Annotated in this window: 13 protein-coding genes and 1 tRNA gene; 12 read left to right on the top strand and 2 right to left on the bottom strand. The window is 42.2% G+C overall.

Going from position 1 to position 17,958, the window contains the following annotated elements:
- Positions 1-39 precede the first annotated feature (39 nt).
- The 7 genes from LW728_RS01395 (at position 40) to LW728_RS01365 (ending at position 10,798) form a co-directional block, all read left to right on the top strand.
- Positions 40-1,215 carry a type III polyketide synthase gene (locus LW728_RS01395; protein WP_193976950.1) on the top strand — a complete coding sequence of 392 codons (1,176 nt, stop codon included), beginning with the start codon at positions 40-42 and terminating at the stop codon, positions 1,213-1,215.
- Positions 1,216-1,227: 12 nt separating this feature from the next.
- Positions 1,228-1,833 (top strand): isoprenylcysteine carboxyl methyltransferase family protein, encoded by a 606-nt coding sequence (locus LW728_RS01390; protein ID WP_002731647.1) that lies wholly within the window; start codon positions 1,228-1,230, stop codon positions 1,831-1,833.
- A gap of 80 nt (positions 1,834-1,913) precedes the next feature.
- Complete coding sequence (locus tag LW728_RS01385) at positions 1,914-3,545, top strand: FAD-binding oxidoreductase (protein WP_004158566.1); 1,632 nt, start codon at positions 1,914-1,916, stop codon at positions 3,543-3,545.
- Between the two features lie 48 nt (positions 3,546-3,593).
- On the top strand, positions 3,594-4,895 hold the full coding sequence (locus tag LW728_RS01380) for an MFS transporter (protein ID WP_004158569.1): 1,302 nt from the start codon (positions 3,594-3,596) through the stop codon (positions 4,893-4,895).
- Between the two features lie 60 nt (positions 4,896-4,955).
- Positions 4,956-6,311 carry an efflux RND transporter periplasmic adaptor subunit gene (locus tag LW728_RS01375; protein ID WP_194013288.1) on the top strand — a complete coding sequence of 452 codons (1,356 nt, stop codon included), beginning with the start codon at positions 4,956-4,958 and terminating at the stop codon, positions 6,309-6,311.
- Between the two features lie 42 nt (positions 6,312-6,353).
- Positions 6,354-9,452 (top strand): efflux RND transporter permease subunit, encoded by a 3,099-nt coding sequence (locus LW728_RS01370; RefSeq protein WP_287764826.1) that lies wholly within the window; start codon positions 6,354-6,356, stop codon positions 9,450-9,452.
- Between the two features lie 545 nt (positions 9,453-9,997).
- Positions 9,998-10,798, top strand: a complete 801-nt coding sequence (locus tag LW728_RS01365; RefSeq protein ID WP_287764823.1) for a pentapeptide repeat-containing protein — start codon at positions 9,998-10,000, stop codon at positions 10,796-10,798.
- A 169-nt stretch (positions 10,799-10,967) separates the two neighbouring features.
- On the opposite strand, the gene LW728_RS01360 is transcribed toward LW728_RS01365, so the two are convergent.
- The gene (locus LW728_RS01360; protein ID WP_287664958.1) at positions 10,968-11,489 is read right to left on the bottom strand and encodes a hypothetical protein; all 522 of its coding nucleotides are present in this window, start codon (positions 11,487-11,489) and stop codon (positions 10,968-10,970) included.
- Between the two features lie 367 nt (positions 11,490-11,856).
- Between LW728_RS01360 and LW728_RS01355 the strand changes: the two genes are divergently transcribed.
- Together LW728_RS01355 and LW728_RS01350 are read left to right on the top strand one after the other, a co-directional pair.
- Complete coding sequence (locus LW728_RS01355; protein WP_287664961.1) at positions 11,857-12,378, top strand: coiled-coil domain-containing protein; 522 nt, start codon at positions 11,857-11,859, stop codon at positions 12,376-12,378.
- Between the two features lie 57 nt (positions 12,379-12,435).
- On the top strand, positions 12,436-13,983 hold the full coding sequence (locus LW728_RS01350; RefSeq protein WP_287664963.1) for a protein kinase domain-containing protein: 1,548 nt from the start codon (positions 12,436-12,438) through the stop codon (positions 13,981-13,983).
- Between the two features lie 22 nt (positions 13,984-14,005).
- Here LW728_RS01350 and trhO read toward each other — a convergent pair whose 3' ends face one another.
- Positions 14,006-14,818, bottom strand: coding sequence for an oxygen-dependent tRNA uridine(34) hydroxylase TrhO (gene trhO / locus LW728_RS01345; RefSeq protein WP_004268551.1), 813 nt, complete (start codon positions 14,816-14,818; stop codon positions 14,006-14,008).
- A gap of 77 nt (positions 14,819-14,895) precedes the next feature.
- On the opposite strand from trhO, the gene LW728_RS01340 reads away from it, so the two are divergent.
- From LW728_RS01340 to LW728_RS01330, 3 genes are all read left to right on the top strand, one after another.
- A tRNA-Ala gene (locus LW728_RS01340) sits at positions 14,896-14,968 on the top strand.
- Positions 14,969-15,257: 289 nt separating this feature from the next.
- Entirely contained in the window at positions 15,258-16,040 is a 783-nt protein-coding gene (recO, locus tag LW728_RS01335; protein ID WP_287664966.1) for a DNA repair protein RecO, read from the top strand.
- A 22-nt stretch (positions 16,041-16,062) separates the two neighbouring features.
- The gene (locus LW728_RS01330; protein ID WP_287764821.1) at positions 16,063-17,553 is read left to right on the top strand and encodes an MFS transporter; all 1,491 of its coding nucleotides are present in this window, start codon (positions 16,063-16,065) and stop codon (positions 17,551-17,553) included.
- The last annotated feature ends 405 nt before the right edge of the window (positions 17,554-17,958 follow it).

Below are 17,958 nucleotides of genomic sequence, written 5' to 3'. Positions count from 1 at the left end.
CCATAATTAACCCCCTGAAATCCCTCTATCTTAACTCCAATGCCCTACATTATTGAGACAGCTACTGGTTTTCCAGAACATTACTATCCCCAAGAAGTTCTAGAAGTCAATATCAGAAATCATTGTGCTAATCTTCTTCAAGATTATTGCCGAGAAAATCAACTCGACTTCCAGGAACAAACCTTTTTTGATTTAGAACAAATTCATCGTTTTTTCAGTAATGTCAAAATTCAAGGGCGATACTTCACTATTCCCCTAGATGAATTCGATGCCGATAATCCTCCCGGAATCGCCCAACCCTTTCGTCAAATGGTCGATCTAACTATGGATTTAGTAACATCGACAGTAACTAATTTGCTCAAAAAAGCCGCTCTTTCTCCCAAAGAAATCTCCCTAGTTACTTCCGTTACTGTTCTTCCTTCCGTTCCTTCCCTAGAAAGTTTACTCCTCAATCGTCTAGATTTTTCCCTCGATATCAAGCGGCAAGCGTTATCGGGTGTCGGCTGTTTGGGAGGCGCCCAAGGATTAGCCAGAGTAAACGATTATCTGCAAGGACATCCCACCGAAACAGCGATTTTGTTTACCACCGATCCCTCCTCTGGCCTTTGGCAAGGGTCAATTCATAGCGATTTAACGGAATTATTGGGACAATTACCCGAAGATCCGTCTCAATATAGCAATATCATTATGACCCTTGTGGTAGCGGCTTTATTTGGCGATGGAGTCGGCACGGTTCTCTTAGCGGGAGATGAACATCCCTTAGTCAAGCAAGGTAAAGCAAAACTGAAGATTATCGGCACTCAATCGCTGTTAATGCCCCACACAGAGCATTTAATGGCATTACCTTTAACAGACTACGGTTTTCGCCAAATTCTTCGCCCAGAAGTCTCTGATTACGTCAAGGGTGGGGTGAGAAAAGCGGTGACATCTTTACTGGAAAAAACAGGAGTTTCCCTCGAGGAAATTGTCTGTTGGATGGTGCATCCGGGGGGTCCAAAGATTCTCGATGCAATAGTTGAAGAATTTCAGTTAGAACCGGATGTTTTACAGGTTAGTTGGGATATTTTGGCAGAAATTGGCAATATTGCCTCTGCTACTATCCTCTGCATTCTCGATGAAACCCTCTCCCGTCCCCATCCTCCCACGGGTTCCTACGGATTAATAATTTCCATGGGGCCTGGATTTGCTCAAGAAGCCATTTTAGTTCAATTCTAAGGATATTTAAGGATGTTAAGCCAAATAGTTTTCATTGCCCTGATTAGTTACATTATTGTCCAACGAGTGCGCGTTACTCGTCTGAGTAAACAGAATATGGCCAAAGTCTTAGCGGAAGGTGGCAAACTGCATAGTTCTAATTATGTGGGATTCGTCAAGATTTTCCAATCTAGCTGGATGCTTTGCATGATCGGGGAAGTTTATCTGCTCGATCGACCTTTTATTCCAGCATTGGCTTTATTTTCGCTAATTACTACTTTTTTAGCTCAAAAGCTCCGCTATGCCTCCATTGAAGCCTTGGGCGATCGCTGGATTCATCAGGTGGTCACGGTTCCTCAGACACCCGTGATCGACAATGGCATTTATCAATATATCCGTCATCCTAACTGGTGGGCCATGATCACGGAATTAGCGGTGGTTCCCTTGTTTCATACCGCTTATCTGACATCTATAGTCTTTAGTCTCCTGAATGCTTGGTTATTAATCCAACGCATTCCAGCTGAAGAAGAAGCTTTGAGTCAAGACACCAATTATCAAGCAGTTTTTGCCAATACTCCCCGTTTTATTCCTAGTTTTAGCGCAATTTTCTCTCGCAAACAGCAACCGCTTAAAAGTTAATTGCCACGGATAGCAGGGCCGGTTCCCTACGGCCCTTTAATTACCCCTCATACCTGAATTTCAAGGAGAAAAAAAATACTATGGACTCTCTAATTGTTTCCGAAAATATTATTAGCGACAATTTAACTAACGCTCTACAAGAATGGGAAAATTTATTAGGCTCCGAATATGTCAGCACCGATAACAAAAAACGCCTAGAAGCCGAGACCGCTACCTACGAAACCGATGCTAAAATCCCGGCAATTATTCGCCCAGGTAATCGTCAAGAAGTCCAAGAATCTCTAAAAATTGCTAATCGCTATCAAACCCCTGTCTATCCTATTAGTACGGGTAAAAATTGGGGTTATGGTTCGCGAGTTCCTAGCCGCACCGGTTCGGTTTTAATGGATTTGAGTCGATTAAATCAGATTTTGGATTATAATGAAACCCTAGCTTATGTAACTATTGAAGCGGGTGTTACTCAGCGACAACTCTACGATTTTTTGCAGAAAAATGGCAATAAATTATTAATGAGTGTCACCGGTTCGACTCCTGATTCTAGTATTATTGGCAATATTCTCGAACGAGGTGAAGCCAAAGGACCTTTGGGAGATCGCTTTAATCATGTCTGTGGAATGGAAGTAGTTTTGCCCACCGGTGAATGTGTTCATACGGGATTTAATCGCTTTGAAAACTCCCAAATAGGGGCGGTCAATCGTTGGGGAGTCGGTCCTTATTTTGATGGAATTTTTACCCAATCTAACCTGGGAATCGTCACCAAAATGACTTTTTGGTTAACCCCCTATCCTGAATATTTTCAGGCTTTTTTCTATAGCATCGATCAGGAAAATAAATTAGAGTTATTGATCGACAAACTACGTCAACTGAAAATGGCAGGGGTAATTAAAACCACCTTCCACATTAATAATAACTACCGAATGTTGTCTATTCAACAACAATATCCCTGGCAGGAATGCCAAGAAAAAACTCCTTTACCCCCCGATTTATTAGAACAATTAAGTCATCAATGGGGTGGCGGTGTTTGGATAGGAGAAGGTGCTTTATATTCGGCTTCACCAGAACAGGGAAAAGTCGAAAGAAACCTAATTGAAAAAGCCTTGAAAGGAATTGTCAATAAACTTATGTTTTTTGATGAAAATAAGTTCAAAATGGCCAGCAAAATGAGTCCCATTTTTAAAGTATTTACTGGTGTGGAAATTAAGGACAAGGTGGATTTAATTTATCACAAAAATCCCCAACGAGGAATGATTACCGAAAAAGTGCTGAAGATGGCCTATTGGCGCAAAAAAACGCCCCCCACCGATAGGTTGAATTTAGACCTGGATGCCTGTGGCATGATTTGGTGTGTTCCCGCTGTTCCTTTTCTGGGAAATCATCTCAGAAATGCTCTCAATATTATCAGCAGCATCGCTCAAAAATATGGTTATGAACCCAATATCGGCATTAACTGTGTTACCGAGCGCAATATTAACATCAATGCTGCCATTTTTTATGATCGATTGCTAGAAGGCGAAGACCAAAAAGCCTTAAATTGTCACGATGAAATGTTGGCAGAATTGATCAATCAAGGTTATTATCCCTACCGTCTTAGTACCCACTCTATGAATAGTTTACCCGCAGCCCAAGACGATTATAGTTGTTTAATCCAGAAAATTAAAGACAGCTTGGATCCCCATCGCATTCTCTCACCTGGTCGCTACGAATTTCTTTAAATAAGCCTAACAATCTACTGCTAACTGCCCATCTCTCCCCCAATTCTAATGACTTCTAGCACTTCCAGCAAATGGCAACATCTCCGAATAGATTATCTTCCTTATATCACTGGTTGGTTTGGTAACTTTATCGTTAACAATGCCCTTCTAACCATGCTAATTTATCGCTACGACCCCGGCATTCCCAATGACTATAACTTATCCATTTTATTGCCCTCTGCTTTAGTGGGGATAGCGATAATGATTAGCCGTATTGCTGGGGCTTTTGTGCAGCCAGTAGTCGGTTATTTTTCCGATCGCTTTTGGAGTCCTTGGGGCAAAAGAAGACCATTTATACTGGCCAGTTTAGTCCCTTTAATTGGTGGTTTTATCCTGTTGTTTAATCCCCCTAATAACTTAAATCAAACCACTTACTTCATTTATTTAGTCACCATGCTTTGGGTGTTTTATGTGGGTATGGCATCCTATCATGTTCCCTATTTAGCCTGGTTGCCCACTCTCGCTAAAAGCCCAGAAGGAAGAGTTAAATTATCAACTCAAATCGGAATTTTTGGTTTAGTTGGTGCCACCATTGGTGGGATTATTGCCCCTTGGTTAACTGATAGCTATGGCTTTCAGGGAATGGGTATTGCTATTAGTCTTATTGGGCTAATTACTCTAGCTATGCCCTTGCTAGAAAAAGAAGAATATAGTCCTTCTAAGGGGAAATATCCTAACTTTAAAACCACCTTAACGGCGGCTTTTACCAATCGGACTTTTTGTATCTATATGATCACCATGATTTTGGCGTGGATGGTGATTAGTATTATCTCGGTGATTCCGACTTTTTTAGTAATTGCTCTCCTCAAACGAGAGGTAAGTTTTGCCGCCGTGATTAATACTATTATCGTCGGTAGTGCCTTGGCTGGATTTACCCTGGTTTTACCCTTAGCGCGAAAATATGGCAAAAAACTGGTTTTTCAAGGTTCTTTAATCTGGGTTGGTCTGGGTATGATTGCCATGGCCTGTGGTCGTTTTTGGTGGCAAGATTCTTTGATTCCCTGGTTAATCCTTTCGATCATCGCTAATTTAGCTCTAGCCAGCTTTTTTAGTCTGCCGAATGCCATGTTATCGGACATTATCGATCAAGATGCGGAGCAACAGGGAATGGGACGAGAAGCAATATTTTTTGGAACTAGGGGGCTACTAATTCAATTTAGCCAAGGTGCGGGGTCTTTTCTAACAGGATTAATCCTTTCTTTCGGGAAAACTCCTGATAACCCCTGGGGGGTACAAATTGCCTTTTTGTGCGCCGGTATATTATCCCTAGCAGCGGCTTTTGTCCTACGGCCTTATGCGATCAAAAAATAGTTCTTTCCTCGCTAATCTGTTATTACTTTTGACTAAACCCTACTCATTTGGAACTAGATTATGACTTCCCCCAATCCCGTCACTAAACAGCAAGAAACTGCCATCAAAAAACTGCGATTGCCCTGGCGATTAATTATTACTGGTATCCTAGCGGCCACCTCGGTTTTTGCCTATCCTACCCTGCGGAATGTCCTCTTAGAAGACACCTCTGAATCCACCACCTCAGAAGAAACCGCTTCGTTAGCAATCGATAAGAGCAAGACGGCAGCCTTACCTGTGCGAACCTTAACTTTAAGTCCTGTCACCCATCACCAAGAACCGCGCCGTTATACGGGTAATATTGTGGCTAAACGGACAAGTGAACTAGGATTTGAGCGTTCGGGACAATTAATTAGTTTATTGGTTCAAGAGGGTCAAGAGGTACGCCGAGGTACTTTAATTGCTACTCTAGATACACGCAATTTAGAAGCACAAAAACAAGAACTCATCGCCCAGCGATCGCAAGCCACGGCTAAACTGCAAGAATTACAAGCTGGTTCCAGGAAAGAAAGTATCGCTGCAGCCCAAGCAAAAGTCCGAGATCTCAGGGAACAATTAGCTTTAGCCCAATCTAAATACCAAAGACGGCTAGGATTGTATCAAGAAGGGGCAATTACTAGAGAACAACTCGAAGAAGTGCAAACAGATGTTAATGCACAACAAGCGAGAATTGATGAAGCCCAAAGTCAATTAGATGAACTCAAAGCTGGTACTCGTCCCGAATTGATTTCTCTGCAAAAAGCCGTTATTGACCAATTTGATGCCCAACTGAAGAATATTAAATTAGAGATTGAGAAAAGCCAACTTCAAGCCCCCTACGATGGCACTATTGCCCTCCTTCACGTCAATATTGGCACTGTTGTTTCTGCAAGTAATCCGATCGTTCGTTTAGTGGAAAGTAATAAACTGGAAGCGCGTATAGGGGTTCCCATTGACCAGTCCGAAAACTTACCAATTGGCAGTAAACATCGTTTAAAAATTGGTAACAAAATATTAACAGGACAAGTCACTTCAACCTTGCCCCAAATTGATCCAACTACCCGTACCGCCACGGTTATTTTAAGTTTAAATCAGACTCAGGGCCTGATTCCGGGGCAAGTGGTCAGCCTAGAATTATCTCAATCAGTTCCACAATCGGGCTATTGGTTGCCCACAGAAGCTTTAGTACAAGGCACGAGAGGATTATGGTCTTCCTATGTTCTAGGAGAAGCTAATCCCGATAATCCTCGACAATTTACCGTCAAACGCCAAGATTTAGAAGTTCTAGCGATTCAAGGCGATCGCTTGTTGGTGCGCGGGACGCTCACCTCCGGTGATCGAGTGATCGTCGAAGGGGTTCACCGCATCGTACCCGGGCAAATGGTGGAAATTTGGTAGTCAGCGGTCATTAATCAGCTTTATTATCCCTAATAATCTCCAATGAATAACTTATTTGAACGTAAACCTAGATTACTAATTCTTACCTTAATTCTGATTATTGTCTGGGGATTGTCTTCCTTTCAAATTTTGCCGCGCATGGAAGATCCCGAAACAATTAATCGAGGTGCCACCATTACCACCAATTTACCCGGTGCCAGTCCTTATCGGGTCGAATCCCTAGTGACCGAAAAAATTGAACAATCTCTCTCTAGCATCAAAGAAATTAGCCTGATTGAGTCCTCCTCAGAATTAGGGCGTTCCACGGTCAATATTGAACTTAAAGATGAAGTGACTGATGTGGATCCCGTCTGGTCACGCATTCGCGATCGGATTACCGATGTCATCCCGCAACTACCCCCAGAAGCCCAAAGACCCTTATACGAAGAAGGATATAGTAAAGCCTTTAGTTTATTGACTGCCATCCTTTGGGATCTAGATACCGCTCCTAATTACGCTATTTTACGCCGACTTGGCCAAGAACTGTTCGATGAATTAGAAGCCCTTTGGGGAACCGAAAGGGTCGAGTTAGTCGGGGTTCCGGCCGAGGAAATTTTAGTCGAAATCGATCCGGTGAAATTATCCTCCCTGGGCCTAACCGCCGTCGAAGTTGCCCAACAAATTCAAACCAGTGATGCCAAGGTTGCCGCCGGACAACTTCGCAGTAATCGCAATAATTTATTATTGGAAGTCGATACCAGTTTAGAATCACTCTCTCGGATTCGAGCCATTCCGATTCGTTACAGTAATGAGGGACAATTTACCCGTTTAGGAGATATCGCTCTAGTTACCAAGGGAATTCAAGAACCACCACCAGAACTAACCATTATTAACGGTAAACCGGCTATTGTGGTGGCCGCTATGATGGAATCGGGGCAACGCATAGACGAATGGACAGCGGCAGCCCAGGCCAAGTTAGACCTGTTTCGCCCTTCTCTCCCCCAAGGTGTGAGCCTCAAGATAATTTTTGCCCAAAATCGTTATGTGGCTAACCGACTCGATGGATTATTCAGCAACATGATCCTAGGGTTACTCTGTGTCATGGGGACAGCTTTTGTGATGATGGGATGGCAGTCCGCCTTGGTAGTAAGTGTATCCCTGCCTTTATCGATCCTGATGGTCTTTGCCGGTATGAATCTCTGGCAAATTCCCCTACATCAAATGTCGGTGACAGGAATTGTTATTGCTTTGGGACTTTTGATCGATAACGCTATTGTGATTGTCGATGAACTGCAAAAAGGACTACGGACCGGAATAGCTCACGAACATATTGTTGCTGAAACCGTTAAACAGTTAGGGATTCCCCTCTTAGCTTCTACCCTAACCACGATTTTGTCTTTTATGCCGATCGCTCTTTTGCAAGGAGGCACTGGCGAATTCGTGCGTACTATCGCCCAAACAGTGATCTTAGCCTTGGTTAGTTCTCTAATTTTGTCCCTAACGATTATTCCTGTCCTCAGTTTACGTTTATATCAACTGACTCATCGATCGCACCAGACAAAAACCCATTGGTGGGATACGGGAATTAATTTACCGCTCCTAACGGGGTTATATCGCCAAATTTTGAAGTTAATTCTCTATTTTCCCGTATTAGGTCTGGTTATTGGCTTGATTGTCCCAATTACTGGCTTTGTTGTCGCTGGCACTCTCCCGGAAGAATTCTTTCCGCCGGCAGAACGAGATCAGTTAACCCTAGAAATCGAACTGGCCCCCACCACAACCCTAGAAGTAACTCAGGTAAAAGTGGCTCAAGCTGAAAAAATACTGCTAGATCATCGAGAAATTGGGGAAGTTCACTGGTTTTTAGGGCGTAATGCTCCCCCCTTCTACTATAATCTCTCCGATGGCGTCAAAGACTCTCCTAATTTTGCCCAAGCATTGATTCAACTTCGGCAAGTTTCTGATGAACCCCAATTGATCGAAACCTTACAAAAACAATTAAGTCAAGCTCTACCGATGGCAAGGGTATTAGTCAGCCCCCTAGAACAGGGTCCACCGGTGGGCGCCCCGATCGAAATTAGGGTTTATGGCTCAGAATTGGAGATGTTAAGGAAAATTGGCGAGTCCCTACGGGAAGAACTGGCAAAAATACCCGAAATAACCTATTCTGTTGCTGATTTAAGTGAAATTAAAGCTAAATTAGCCTTAAAAATTAATGAAGAAAAAGCTCGACTGATTGGTTTGGATAATGCGGCGATCGCCAGCCAATTGGATAACCTTTTAGAAGGTTCTGTGGGTGGCTCGATTTTAGAAGCAACGGAAGAATTACCCGTGCGAGTCCGAGTCGGTAATCGCGATCGCGAGCAACTGCCACAAATTGCCTCTTTAAATATTCTCGGTAATTCCGCCACTGCTGAACGGGCGAATATTTCCCTTTCCTCCGTGGCAGAATTTGATTTTCTCCCCGAATTAGCCACGATTCCTCGACGAAATGGCAAGCGAATTAATACGGTGAAGGCCTATGTTCAAGCTGATGCGATCGCTGCAACGGTTTTAGACGAATTTCGCCAAAACTTAGAATCGGGCAAATTTTCCCTTCCGGCAGGGTATCGGCTCGAATTTGGCGGAGAGGAAGAAGAAAGAGATACAGCTGTGGCTAATCTAATTGCTAGTGTGGGAGTCTTGGCGATTCTAATGCTATCAACTCTTGTTCTTTCTTTTAACTCCTTCCGTCTTGCTGCCCTAGTTACTGTCGTCGGTATTAGTTCAATTGGACTAGCCTTATTTTCCCTCTGGTTATTTGAATATCCCCTAGGATTCATGTCGATTTTAGGCACTATCGGCTTAGTTGGGGTTTCCGTTAATGATTCTATTGTCGTGGTAGCGGCTTTACAAGCTTTACCGCCCCATCTTCAACGCCAACGCAAGGCAATCCGGGAAGTGGTCATTGCTTCCACCCGTCACATTCTCACCACTACCTTAACCACCGTGACGGGATTTGTGCCATTATTCCTCTACGGCGGCGCTTTTTGGGAACCCCTCGCTATCTGTATTTCCATCGGGGTGGTCGGAACCACCTTAAGCGCACTGGTATTTGTCCCGTCGGGATGGTACTATCTCGCTCAAGCCCAAAAGGTTTCCCCTCTGTCTGTTTCTGAGTAACTTGATTAAATACCACTTTTGTAGAGACGTTGCCTAGCAACGTCTCTATTGATACTAAATCCGTTGAGTATAGGCTATATATCAGGACAGGCAAAAAGCAATAGGCAATAGGCAATAGGGGCAATCAATAATCAGTCTTTAATAACCGGATTTAATATGATTTGGGTAAAAATACCCTGAAAGTCCTCTCGGCTCTACCGCCCTGATCCGAGAAAGTACGGAGAATTAGCTGAGTTAAATATAATCGAGTTTAAACAATAGATAAGTTTTTTAACAAGAGTAATGTTAGATACTAATTACCCGATGGACTGGGGTAGAATTGGAAAAACCAGTCCAACTGTTTTAGCCAAGCTACTTAACTATGATGAAAATTAACTTGCTGTTCGCGTTATCTTCTCTTAAAAAATCGACAAAAAACTTTACATAAACTCAAAAGAGAGCCTGATAAATTTCTTATCTAAAAGCTGAGTTAGTTATCGGACAAAGTTTTTAGGTGCTTTTGTTGATTACTTCTTAACCACCATCTTATAAGTAGAAGAAGGGAGATGAAAGTTAATCAGTTACTAAGACTCTACGAACAAGGAGAACGGGATTTTTTAGGCATTGACTTGATGAGTCTAGATCTACAACAAGTGACTCTAATCGCTGTCAATTTTGCTGCGGCCAATTTGCGCGGAACTAATTTGAGCCGCTCTTTTCTGACTAAATCAAATCTGCGGGGAGCGAGTTTGAATTGGGCGAATTTAACCTATGCCAAATTAAGTCAAGCGCAATTAGTGGAAGCGGACTTAACCAAAGCCAATCTCACCGGGGCCTTTATGGTACAGGCTAACCTGCGTAACTCGCGATTAAGTGGGGCGGATCTTTCCCATGCTAATCTCCGGGGGGCGAATTTATGCGGGGCGAATTTATGCGGGGCGAATTTATACTTAGTTAATCTCTTGGAGGCAAACCTAGATAAAGTCAATCTCAATTGGGCTAATTTGCAGGAAGCGCGGTTAAGTGGGGCTAAATGTCGTCAGATTTCCGCAAGGGAAGCCAATTTTAGCGGCTCTTTTCTTAAAGAGGTGGACTTTCAGGGGGCCAATTTAGAAAGGGCTAATTTTAGCGAGGCACGTCTGACGGGTAGTGATTTACGCGGGGCTAATTTAGCGGGTGCTAACCTAGCGGGAGCGCGTTTACAAGAGATAAATCTACAGGGAGCGGACTTGAGGGGTGCTAACTTGACGGGGACTTGTTTTGAGAGTGTTACTGGTTGGACAGAAACCGCCCAAGAAGATGATATTTTTCCCCTAGACTGGTTTCAGCGGGGTGTGGGGTGTAGGGTTTTACCGATTTTGAGGTAGTCAGTTACCTAATTTTCAGGGAAAAAGTACCTGAATTTTAGCCCCGATCCCTCCAATGGTCGGCACTTTTTGAGGTCAAAAAAGTCTAAAAGCCTTATCCAACAAGGTTTTTAGATTTATTCAGCAAGCCCTACTTATATCTGCCGAAAGCCCATGCTTTTCCTATCAATTAACGATTAGCTGGAGTGGTTAATCTTTGCTTAGGAATGGGGATTTGGGGAGCATTATTCGGCTCATCCTCGAAGGGTAAAGCAGGGGGAGGAGTGGTAGCGGTGGGAGATGGTGCTGGAGATGGACTGGGATTAACGGCAGCGGGGGGACTTTTCGGGGTGACGACGGGTGCGGGAGAGCTAAAACCAAGGAGAGCTTTGCCAAAGGGAAAAACATTAGCCCAGCGTTGAATATTAGGGTTGCCAAACCAATCTTGACGGGATACCTTCACCGAGAGGAGAGGTGCGATCGCCCCTGATTTTTCGGCCGTTATCAATAAATCAATTTTATTAATACCCTGTTGTTGATTAAAACGACTGATGATAGTTTTCTCGGCTAATTGCGATGCTCTAGTCAATAATCCTTCGTAGGATTCTCCCCGTTTAACTGTGATGGGAAGATTAACAGTGGATTGAGCTAAAACCACATCAACGGCGATAATTCCCGTCAGCAGCGTTAAAACAGTAATAGACTTGTACATAGGACAGACGGTTAAACAGTCACTCCCTGGTTAGGGTCGGGATCTTCCCTGTTAGAGTTCCCCGATCGCTTTCTTAAATTACCATGATCGATCTCTGGCCACAATGGAATTTTTTCGGTAGCAAAATCGTCCTTGGCCTCTAGCAATAGGCAATAGGGGAATAATTAGGGTTGGCTGAATAAATCTAAAAACTTTGTTGGATAATATCCTTAGGCTTTTTTGAAATCAAAAAGTGCCAGCCATTGGAGTAATCGGGGGGAAAATTCAGGTACTTTTTTCCTGAACATGGCTAAAACCCGACACCAACGAAAAATTTTTTTAGTATAACCTAATTATATTTGGCTATATCAACAAGAGGTTTTTAATCATGACACAAACTAGCGAAACCGTTACCTATTCTCTCGAATCTGTCCTGACAAGGATCGAGAGTAAAATCGACAATCTCCAAAGAGATGTTAATCAAAAATTTGACAGTCTCCAAAGAGATATGGATCAGAAAATCGACAATCTCCAAAAAGATGTGGATCAGAAAATCGATAATCTCCAAAAAGATGTGGATCAAAAATTTGACAGTCTCCAAAAAGATGTTAATCAAAAATTTGACAGTCTCCAAAGAGATGTTAATCAAAAATTTGACAGTCTCCAAAAAGATGTTAATGATTTAAAGGTGGAAGTCACAGAAATCAAAGGAGATATTAAAACTCTTGATCAGAAAGTCGAAACAATGGATAAACGACTGGAAAAAGTCGAAGATAGTTATGCAATCCTAGTTAAAGATATTGCGGACTTGAAAGGGTTTAAATCTCTGATTATCCCCATGGTTGTAGCTTTTTTAAGTGCCGTGGTCACTTTGGGATTGCGCGGCTTTTTTCTTGGCAACCAACCTTAAATATATCAGGGAATATTTTAATCATCAACTTTATTTTGTACTCTACCAATAAAATCTATGAGTTTTTGTATTAATCCTCATTGTCCTAAACCGAAAAGTATCACGGAGAGTCGTTACTGTCAATCCTGTGGTTCCGACTTGCTTTTAAATGGTAAATATCGAGTCACAAATTTATTGAGTGCCAAAGGTGGATTTGGTAATACCTATGAAGTGATAGATGAGCGTAAAATACCCAAAGTATTAAAAGTTCTTACCTACGATTCCAGCAAAGCTATTGATTTATTTCAACAGGAAGCCAATCTTTTAAAACAATTAAATCACCCCGGTATTCCCAAAGGAGAAAACTATTTTATTTATCATCCCCGGGAGAGTCAAACTGCTTTACACTGTTTAGTCATGGAGAAAATTGCTGGTATTGACTTAGAAGAATATCAAAAACAAAGAGGATTTAAACCGATTGATTATAATCTCGCTTTGGATTGGTTAACTCAGTTAGCTAATATTCTCCATGAAGTTCATAAACATAAATTCTATCATCGTGATATCAAACCCTCTAATATTATCTTAAAACCCGATGGTCAATTAGTTTTAATTGATTTTGGAGCAGCACGACAGGTGACTAAAACTGTCCTAGCAGGAGGCAAAAATACAGGAATTTATACCCCCGGATATGCTCCTCCTGAACAATCTCGTGGTCACTCTGTCCCCCAATCAGACTTTTATGCTTTGGGCAAAACTTTCGTCTTTTTGTTAACCGGTAAAGAACCCAGTGACCCGAAAATTTATAATATTAATACCAATGAATTTAACTGGCGTAAATATGCCACAAAAATCCCTTCTCGATTAGCAGATTTTATCGATAATTTAATGGCAGAAAAACCTATTGATCGACCTAAAGATACCAAAAATTTGCTAAAAATTATTACCGATATTAAAGCCAATCCCCATCAAACTAAAAAAACTAAAAATTCTTCTCATGAAAAACCTAAAATTATTTCTATTCCCAATCCTGCAATTATTTCTTTACTCGCTGCAATTTCTCCCAGTTATGCTGGGTTTTGGCTCCGTTTAAAAGCTTCTTTAATTGATTCTTTTATCGTTCTTATTATCGCCGCTTTATTAGGTGGTTATATCTGTTTTCGCTTACAACAATGGTCAACTTTTAAAAACTTAAATCTTGATTTTGATATTCCCAAAGAAATCTGGGTTTACTATGCAGCAGGATTAAGTGCAGTTGGAACAACAATTATCGGTTTTGTCTTATTTATAGCGGCAATTATCTATAATATTCAAGCCAAAATTAACTTTACTCACGAACATATTGCCATCCTGACTGCTCTTGGTTTAGGAATAGTGATTAAATGGTTATATTATGTTTTCTTAGAATATCTTTTTAAAGCCACTATTGGTAAAATGTTTTTTGATTTATTCGTCACCGATAGCCAAGGCCGACGCATATCTTTTGCGAGAGCCAATCGCCGCTACTTACTAAAATTTCTCTCCACTGCTCCCTTATATTTGGGCTTTTTGCTGGCAGCCTGGACAAAGAAAAAACGCGCCCTTCATGACATGATTTCTGGTACACAAATCCGCAAGAAAAAGTAACCAGATACTAAATAGGATAAAATCAACTACAATAGGGACAAGATATTCCCGTTCGGTAATTGGGGGATTGTTTATCTTTTTCATCGATGGGATGACCGCAAGCGGGACACATTTCATAATGTCCTACCTCTAAATTAGCTGTTAGGGCCACTCTTTGATCGAAAACAAAACATTCTCCTTGCCAAAGACTCTGATCGGGACTAACTTCTTCTAAGTATTTCAAAATACCTCCCTCTAGCTGATAAACTTGAGAAAAGCCTTGATTTAATAAAAAAGCTGCCGCCTTTTCACAGCGAATTCCCCCCGTACAAAAAAGAGCTATTTTTTTATTGTTAATACTATCAAAATTGTCGTGAATATACTCAGGAAATTGGCGAAAATGCTGGATTTCTGGGTTAAGCGCTCCTGCAAAAGTACCGATCGCCACTTCATAATTATTACGAGTATCGATAACTACCACGTCCGGCTCTTTCAGCAATTGGTTCCACTCTTCAGTTTTGAGATGAATTCCTGTTTTTTCGAGAGGATTAGCCTTGGGTTGACCGAAAGTCACAATTTCCTTTTTTAAGCGAATTTTTAAGCGTTGAAAGGGCAAATAATCACAAACAGACTCTTTCACCTCTAGATTAGCTAAACGAGTATCGGTTTTTAACCAACTAATCACCTCCGCGATCGCTTGACGGTTCCCGGCGATCGTTGCATTAATCCCCTCGGCCGCCAGAAGAATAGTTCCTTTAATTCCTCTTTCTTGGCAGTATTTTTGTATTTCTGGCTGTTTTTGACGATAATCTGACAAAGCCACAAACTGGTAAAAAGTGGCGACTAGATAAGACATGGCAGGCAAGGGGAAAATTTACTTGTAATATTTTTCACTATAGGTTATAATAACGAGAGTGTCTCAAAAACCATATCGGGGGTTTAGCTCAGTTGGTAGAGCGCCTGCTTTGCAAGCAGGATGTCAGCGGTTCGAGTCCGCTAACCTCCATAGTCATGACTGATTCCCCTTTGCTTGGTGATTAGCTCAAGTCTTCTTGGGGAGACAATTAGCTAGGGTTTGCCGAAAAAATCTAAAAACCTTGTTGGCTAAGACTTTTACAGCTTTTGTCAATCAAAAAGTACCAGATATGGGAGTGATCGGGGGGAAAATTCCTGGACTTTTTCCCTGAAAATTAGGTAATTGACCCCCTCAAAATCGGTAAAACCCTACACCCCACACCCCACACCCCACACCCTGTCCCCACCAACAAACTTGTTCGGCAAACCCTAATTATTAAATGATGTCTCGTACCTATCAAGCTACTGGAATCAATCTGCAAGGAATGGCCTTCGGAGAAGCCGATCGCCTCTTAACTATTTTGACCGCCGAATATGGTTTAATTAGAGCCATCGCTCCAGGTGCGCGCAAGTATAAATCTTCCCTCCGGGGTAGAAGTGAACTATTTGTGGTCAATAATCTGTTAATAGTCGCAGGAAAATCCCTAGATAAGGTCGTTCAAGCCGAAACTATCGAATCTTATCCGAAATTAAGTCAAAATCTCGCCAAACTAACCGTTAGTCAATACCTCTGTGAGCTGGTTTTGGCGATCGCACTGAGCGAACAACCCCAGAGGGAATTATACGAATTAATCTGCAGCCATCTGGCCAGAATTGAAGTCCTCGACGAGAATCAATACATACTTCCCTACCTTTGTCAAGCAATTTTTCATTTCTTAATAATTGCCGGTTTAGTGCCGCAAGTCCATAACTGCCTGTTGACGGGAAAAGCTTTAATTGGGGAAAATTGCCTAGGATTTAGTTTCGAGGCAGGGGGAATAATAGATCTAGCTGCCCTCACAGAAACAATCAACCCGCCCAAAATCGATAGTAAACTGACGCGGCAAGAACTGCAATTACTGCAATGCCTAGGAAAAACCGATTTTCCCCCACCAGAAAACCTTGCCTCAGAACTAGCTTGGATTAACCTCGATCGCCTGCTGCGCCGCTATACTCAATATCATCTGGGAAAAACTTTTCGCTCCTCGGCATTAGTTGAGGGTTTATCTCCCTTAGAATTTTAAACAGATAGCAAAAATCATCATAATGCAACTGTTTGACTCAGAAACTAGCGACGCTAATTCTAGCGACTCTTCCACTCCTGTTTTTAATTCTTCCGATTCCTCACCGAGGCAATCCGACGCAGAAACCATGAACCGCTTGCCTAAACGTGCGCCCAAATCCAATCCTAGTCAGGGTTTTGCCCCAGTGCTAAAAAACCCGCGCTTTCTCACTCTCTGGGCGGGGGGAATTTTTTCCCAATTAGCGGATAAATTCTATTTAGTCCTGATGATCTCCCTAATTGCCACCCATTACCAAGAAGCCGATCAATCGATTAGTGGCTGGGTATCGGCGATAATGATTGCTAATACAATTCCGGCGGTGTTAGTGGGTTCGGTGGCGGGTGTATATGTTGATAGATGGTTAAAAAAACAAGTTTTAGTTATTTCTAACCTTTTACGCGGGGCTTTTGTCCTCATCATTCCCCTATTATTATGGTTAGTGCGCGAGCAAACTTTAGCCGTTCCCCTCGGTTGGTTGCCTGACGGTTTAAGAAATTGGCATTACCGGTTACAGGGAGAATTTAACTTACCCTTCGGTTTTTTCCTATTGTTAGTCATTACTTTTCTTGTCTCCACCCTAACCCAATTTTTTGCCCCCGCCGAACAATCTACCCTGCCATTAGTGGTAAAACGTCGTCATCTTCTACCCGCTAATTCCCTCAACACTTTAACCACCATGGCAGTATTAATTATCGGTTTTGCCATCGGTGAACCTCTATTAGCTTTTGCCGATAGCATTTTCGGCACGAGAGCCGGACAATTTGATATTGGCAAAGTGATGATTGTCGGTGCTTTTTATATAATTGCCGGTTTAATTCTAATTATCCTGCGAACTAACGAAAAATATGTCATTCCTACCGCAGAACAGCCCCATGTTTGGGAAGATATCCGCGACGGCATTCGTTACCTCAACAAAAATCATAAAGTTCGTAACGCTCTGATTCAATTAGTCATCTTATTCTGTATTTTTGCCGCTCTATCAGTATTAGCCGTCAGTATGGCCGAAAAACTACCCGGGTTAAAAGCTTCTCAATTCGGCTTTTTATTAGCCTCCTGTGGTGCAGGAATGGCAGTTAGTGCGATTACCTTGGGTTATTGGGGCCAAAAATTCTCCCACACCCAATTAAGTCTCTGGGGTTCCCTGGGTATGGCGGCAGCTTTAATCGGTTTATCTCTAGCCACAAAGAGTTTAATTTTAGCCTTCGCTATGACCGCTTTATTAGGGATTTTTGCCGCTTTAGTCGGGGTTCCCATGCAAACCACCCTACAGGCAGATACACCCCCCGAAATGCGCGGTAAAGTCTTTGGTTTAGAAAATAATGCCGTTAATATTGCCCTCTCTTTACCCTTAGCCGTGGCGGGTATCGCCGAAACTCAATTCGGACTCCGACCAGTACTATTAGCTTTAGCAGTTATGGCAGTTATCGGTGGTGGTTTTACTTGGTATGTTTCTGGCAATTTATCTAAAGATTAGCGAAACTTTTCAGTTATCAGTTATCAGTAAACAGTAATCAGTATTCAGGATTCATGCTAAATCCAGTTATTAAAAACCGATTATTTATTCTCCCTTTTGCCTCTTGCATGAGTGCCTCTCCTGATATGTAGCCTATACTCAACGGATTTAGTATCAGTATTCAGGAGATTGCCTTTATTTAGGGTTTGCTGAATAATGGGAAAAACCTTACAGGAAAGGGCTTTTAGCTTGATTGAGAGCTTCCCAAATGCACTTAAATCTGCTAGAATCGCTCAAAACCCTTGCATCACTCTTGCATCTTCTCTAATTAGTGCTAATGTACCGTAAAAGCGAGTTACCCTCAACCCCACCAGAAAACTTCGAGCTGCCCTTTGAGGGGAAATTATCCCAAGACAATCGTTGGGT

The organism is Microcystis sp. 49638_E5, from assembly GCF_021300285.1.
GTDB classification, from domain to species: domain Bacteria; phylum Cyanobacteriota; class Cyanobacteriia; order Cyanobacteriales; family Microcystaceae; genus Microcystis; species Microcystis aeruginosa_C.
Note: the sequence above shows the minus strand (reverse complement) of the source record. Positions and strands in the feature narration are given on the sequence as shown.

Excerpts from the sequence above, each read along its gene's own strand:
- LW728_RS01395 (WP_193976950.1), top strand. The coding sequence starts at position 40 with ATGCCCTACATTATTGAGACAGCTACTGGTTTTCCAGAACATTACTAT.
- LW728_RS01390 (WP_002731647.1), top strand. The coding sequence starts at position 1,228 with ATGTTAAGCCAAATAGTTTTCATTGCCCTGATTAGTTACATTATTGTC.
- LW728_RS01385 (WP_004158566.1), top strand. The coding sequence starts at position 1,914 with ATGGACTCTCTAATTGTTTCCGAAAATATTATTAGCGACAATTTAACT.
- LW728_RS01380 (WP_004158569.1), top strand. The coding sequence starts at position 3,594 with ATGACTTCTAGCACTTCCAGCAAATGGCAACATCTCCGAATAGATTAT.
- LW728_RS01375 (WP_194013288.1), top strand. The coding sequence starts at position 4,956 with ATGACTTCCCCCAATCCCGTCACTAAACAGCAAGAAACTGCCATCAAA.
- LW728_RS01370 (WP_287764826.1), top strand. The coding sequence starts at position 6,354 with ATGAATAACTTATTTGAACGTAAACCTAGATTACTAATTCTTACCTTA.
- LW728_RS01365 (WP_287764823.1), top strand. The coding sequence starts at position 9,998 with ATGAAAGTTAATCAGTTACTAAGACTCTACGAACAAGGAGAACGGGAT.
- LW728_RS01360 (WP_287664958.1), bottom strand. The coding sequence starts at position 11,489 with ATGTACAAGTCTATTACTGTTTTAACGCTGCTGACGGGAATTATCGCC.
- LW728_RS01355 (WP_287664961.1), top strand. The coding sequence starts at position 11,857 with ATGACACAAACTAGCGAAACCGTTACCTATTCTCTCGAATCTGTCCTG.
- LW728_RS01350 (WP_287664963.1), top strand. The coding sequence starts at position 12,436 with ATGAGTTTTTGTATTAATCCTCATTGTCCTAAACCGAAAAGTATCACG.
- trhO (WP_004268551.1), bottom strand. The coding sequence starts at position 14,818 with ATGTCTTATCTAGTCGCCACTTTTTACCAGTTTGTGGCTTTGTCAGAT.
- recO (WP_287664966.1), top strand. The coding sequence starts at position 15,258 with ATGATGTCTCGTACCTATCAAGCTACTGGAATCAATCTGCAAGGAATG.
- LW728_RS01330 (WP_287764821.1), top strand. The coding sequence starts at position 16,063 with ATGCAACTGTTTGACTCAGAAACTAGCGACGCTAATTCTAGCGACTCT.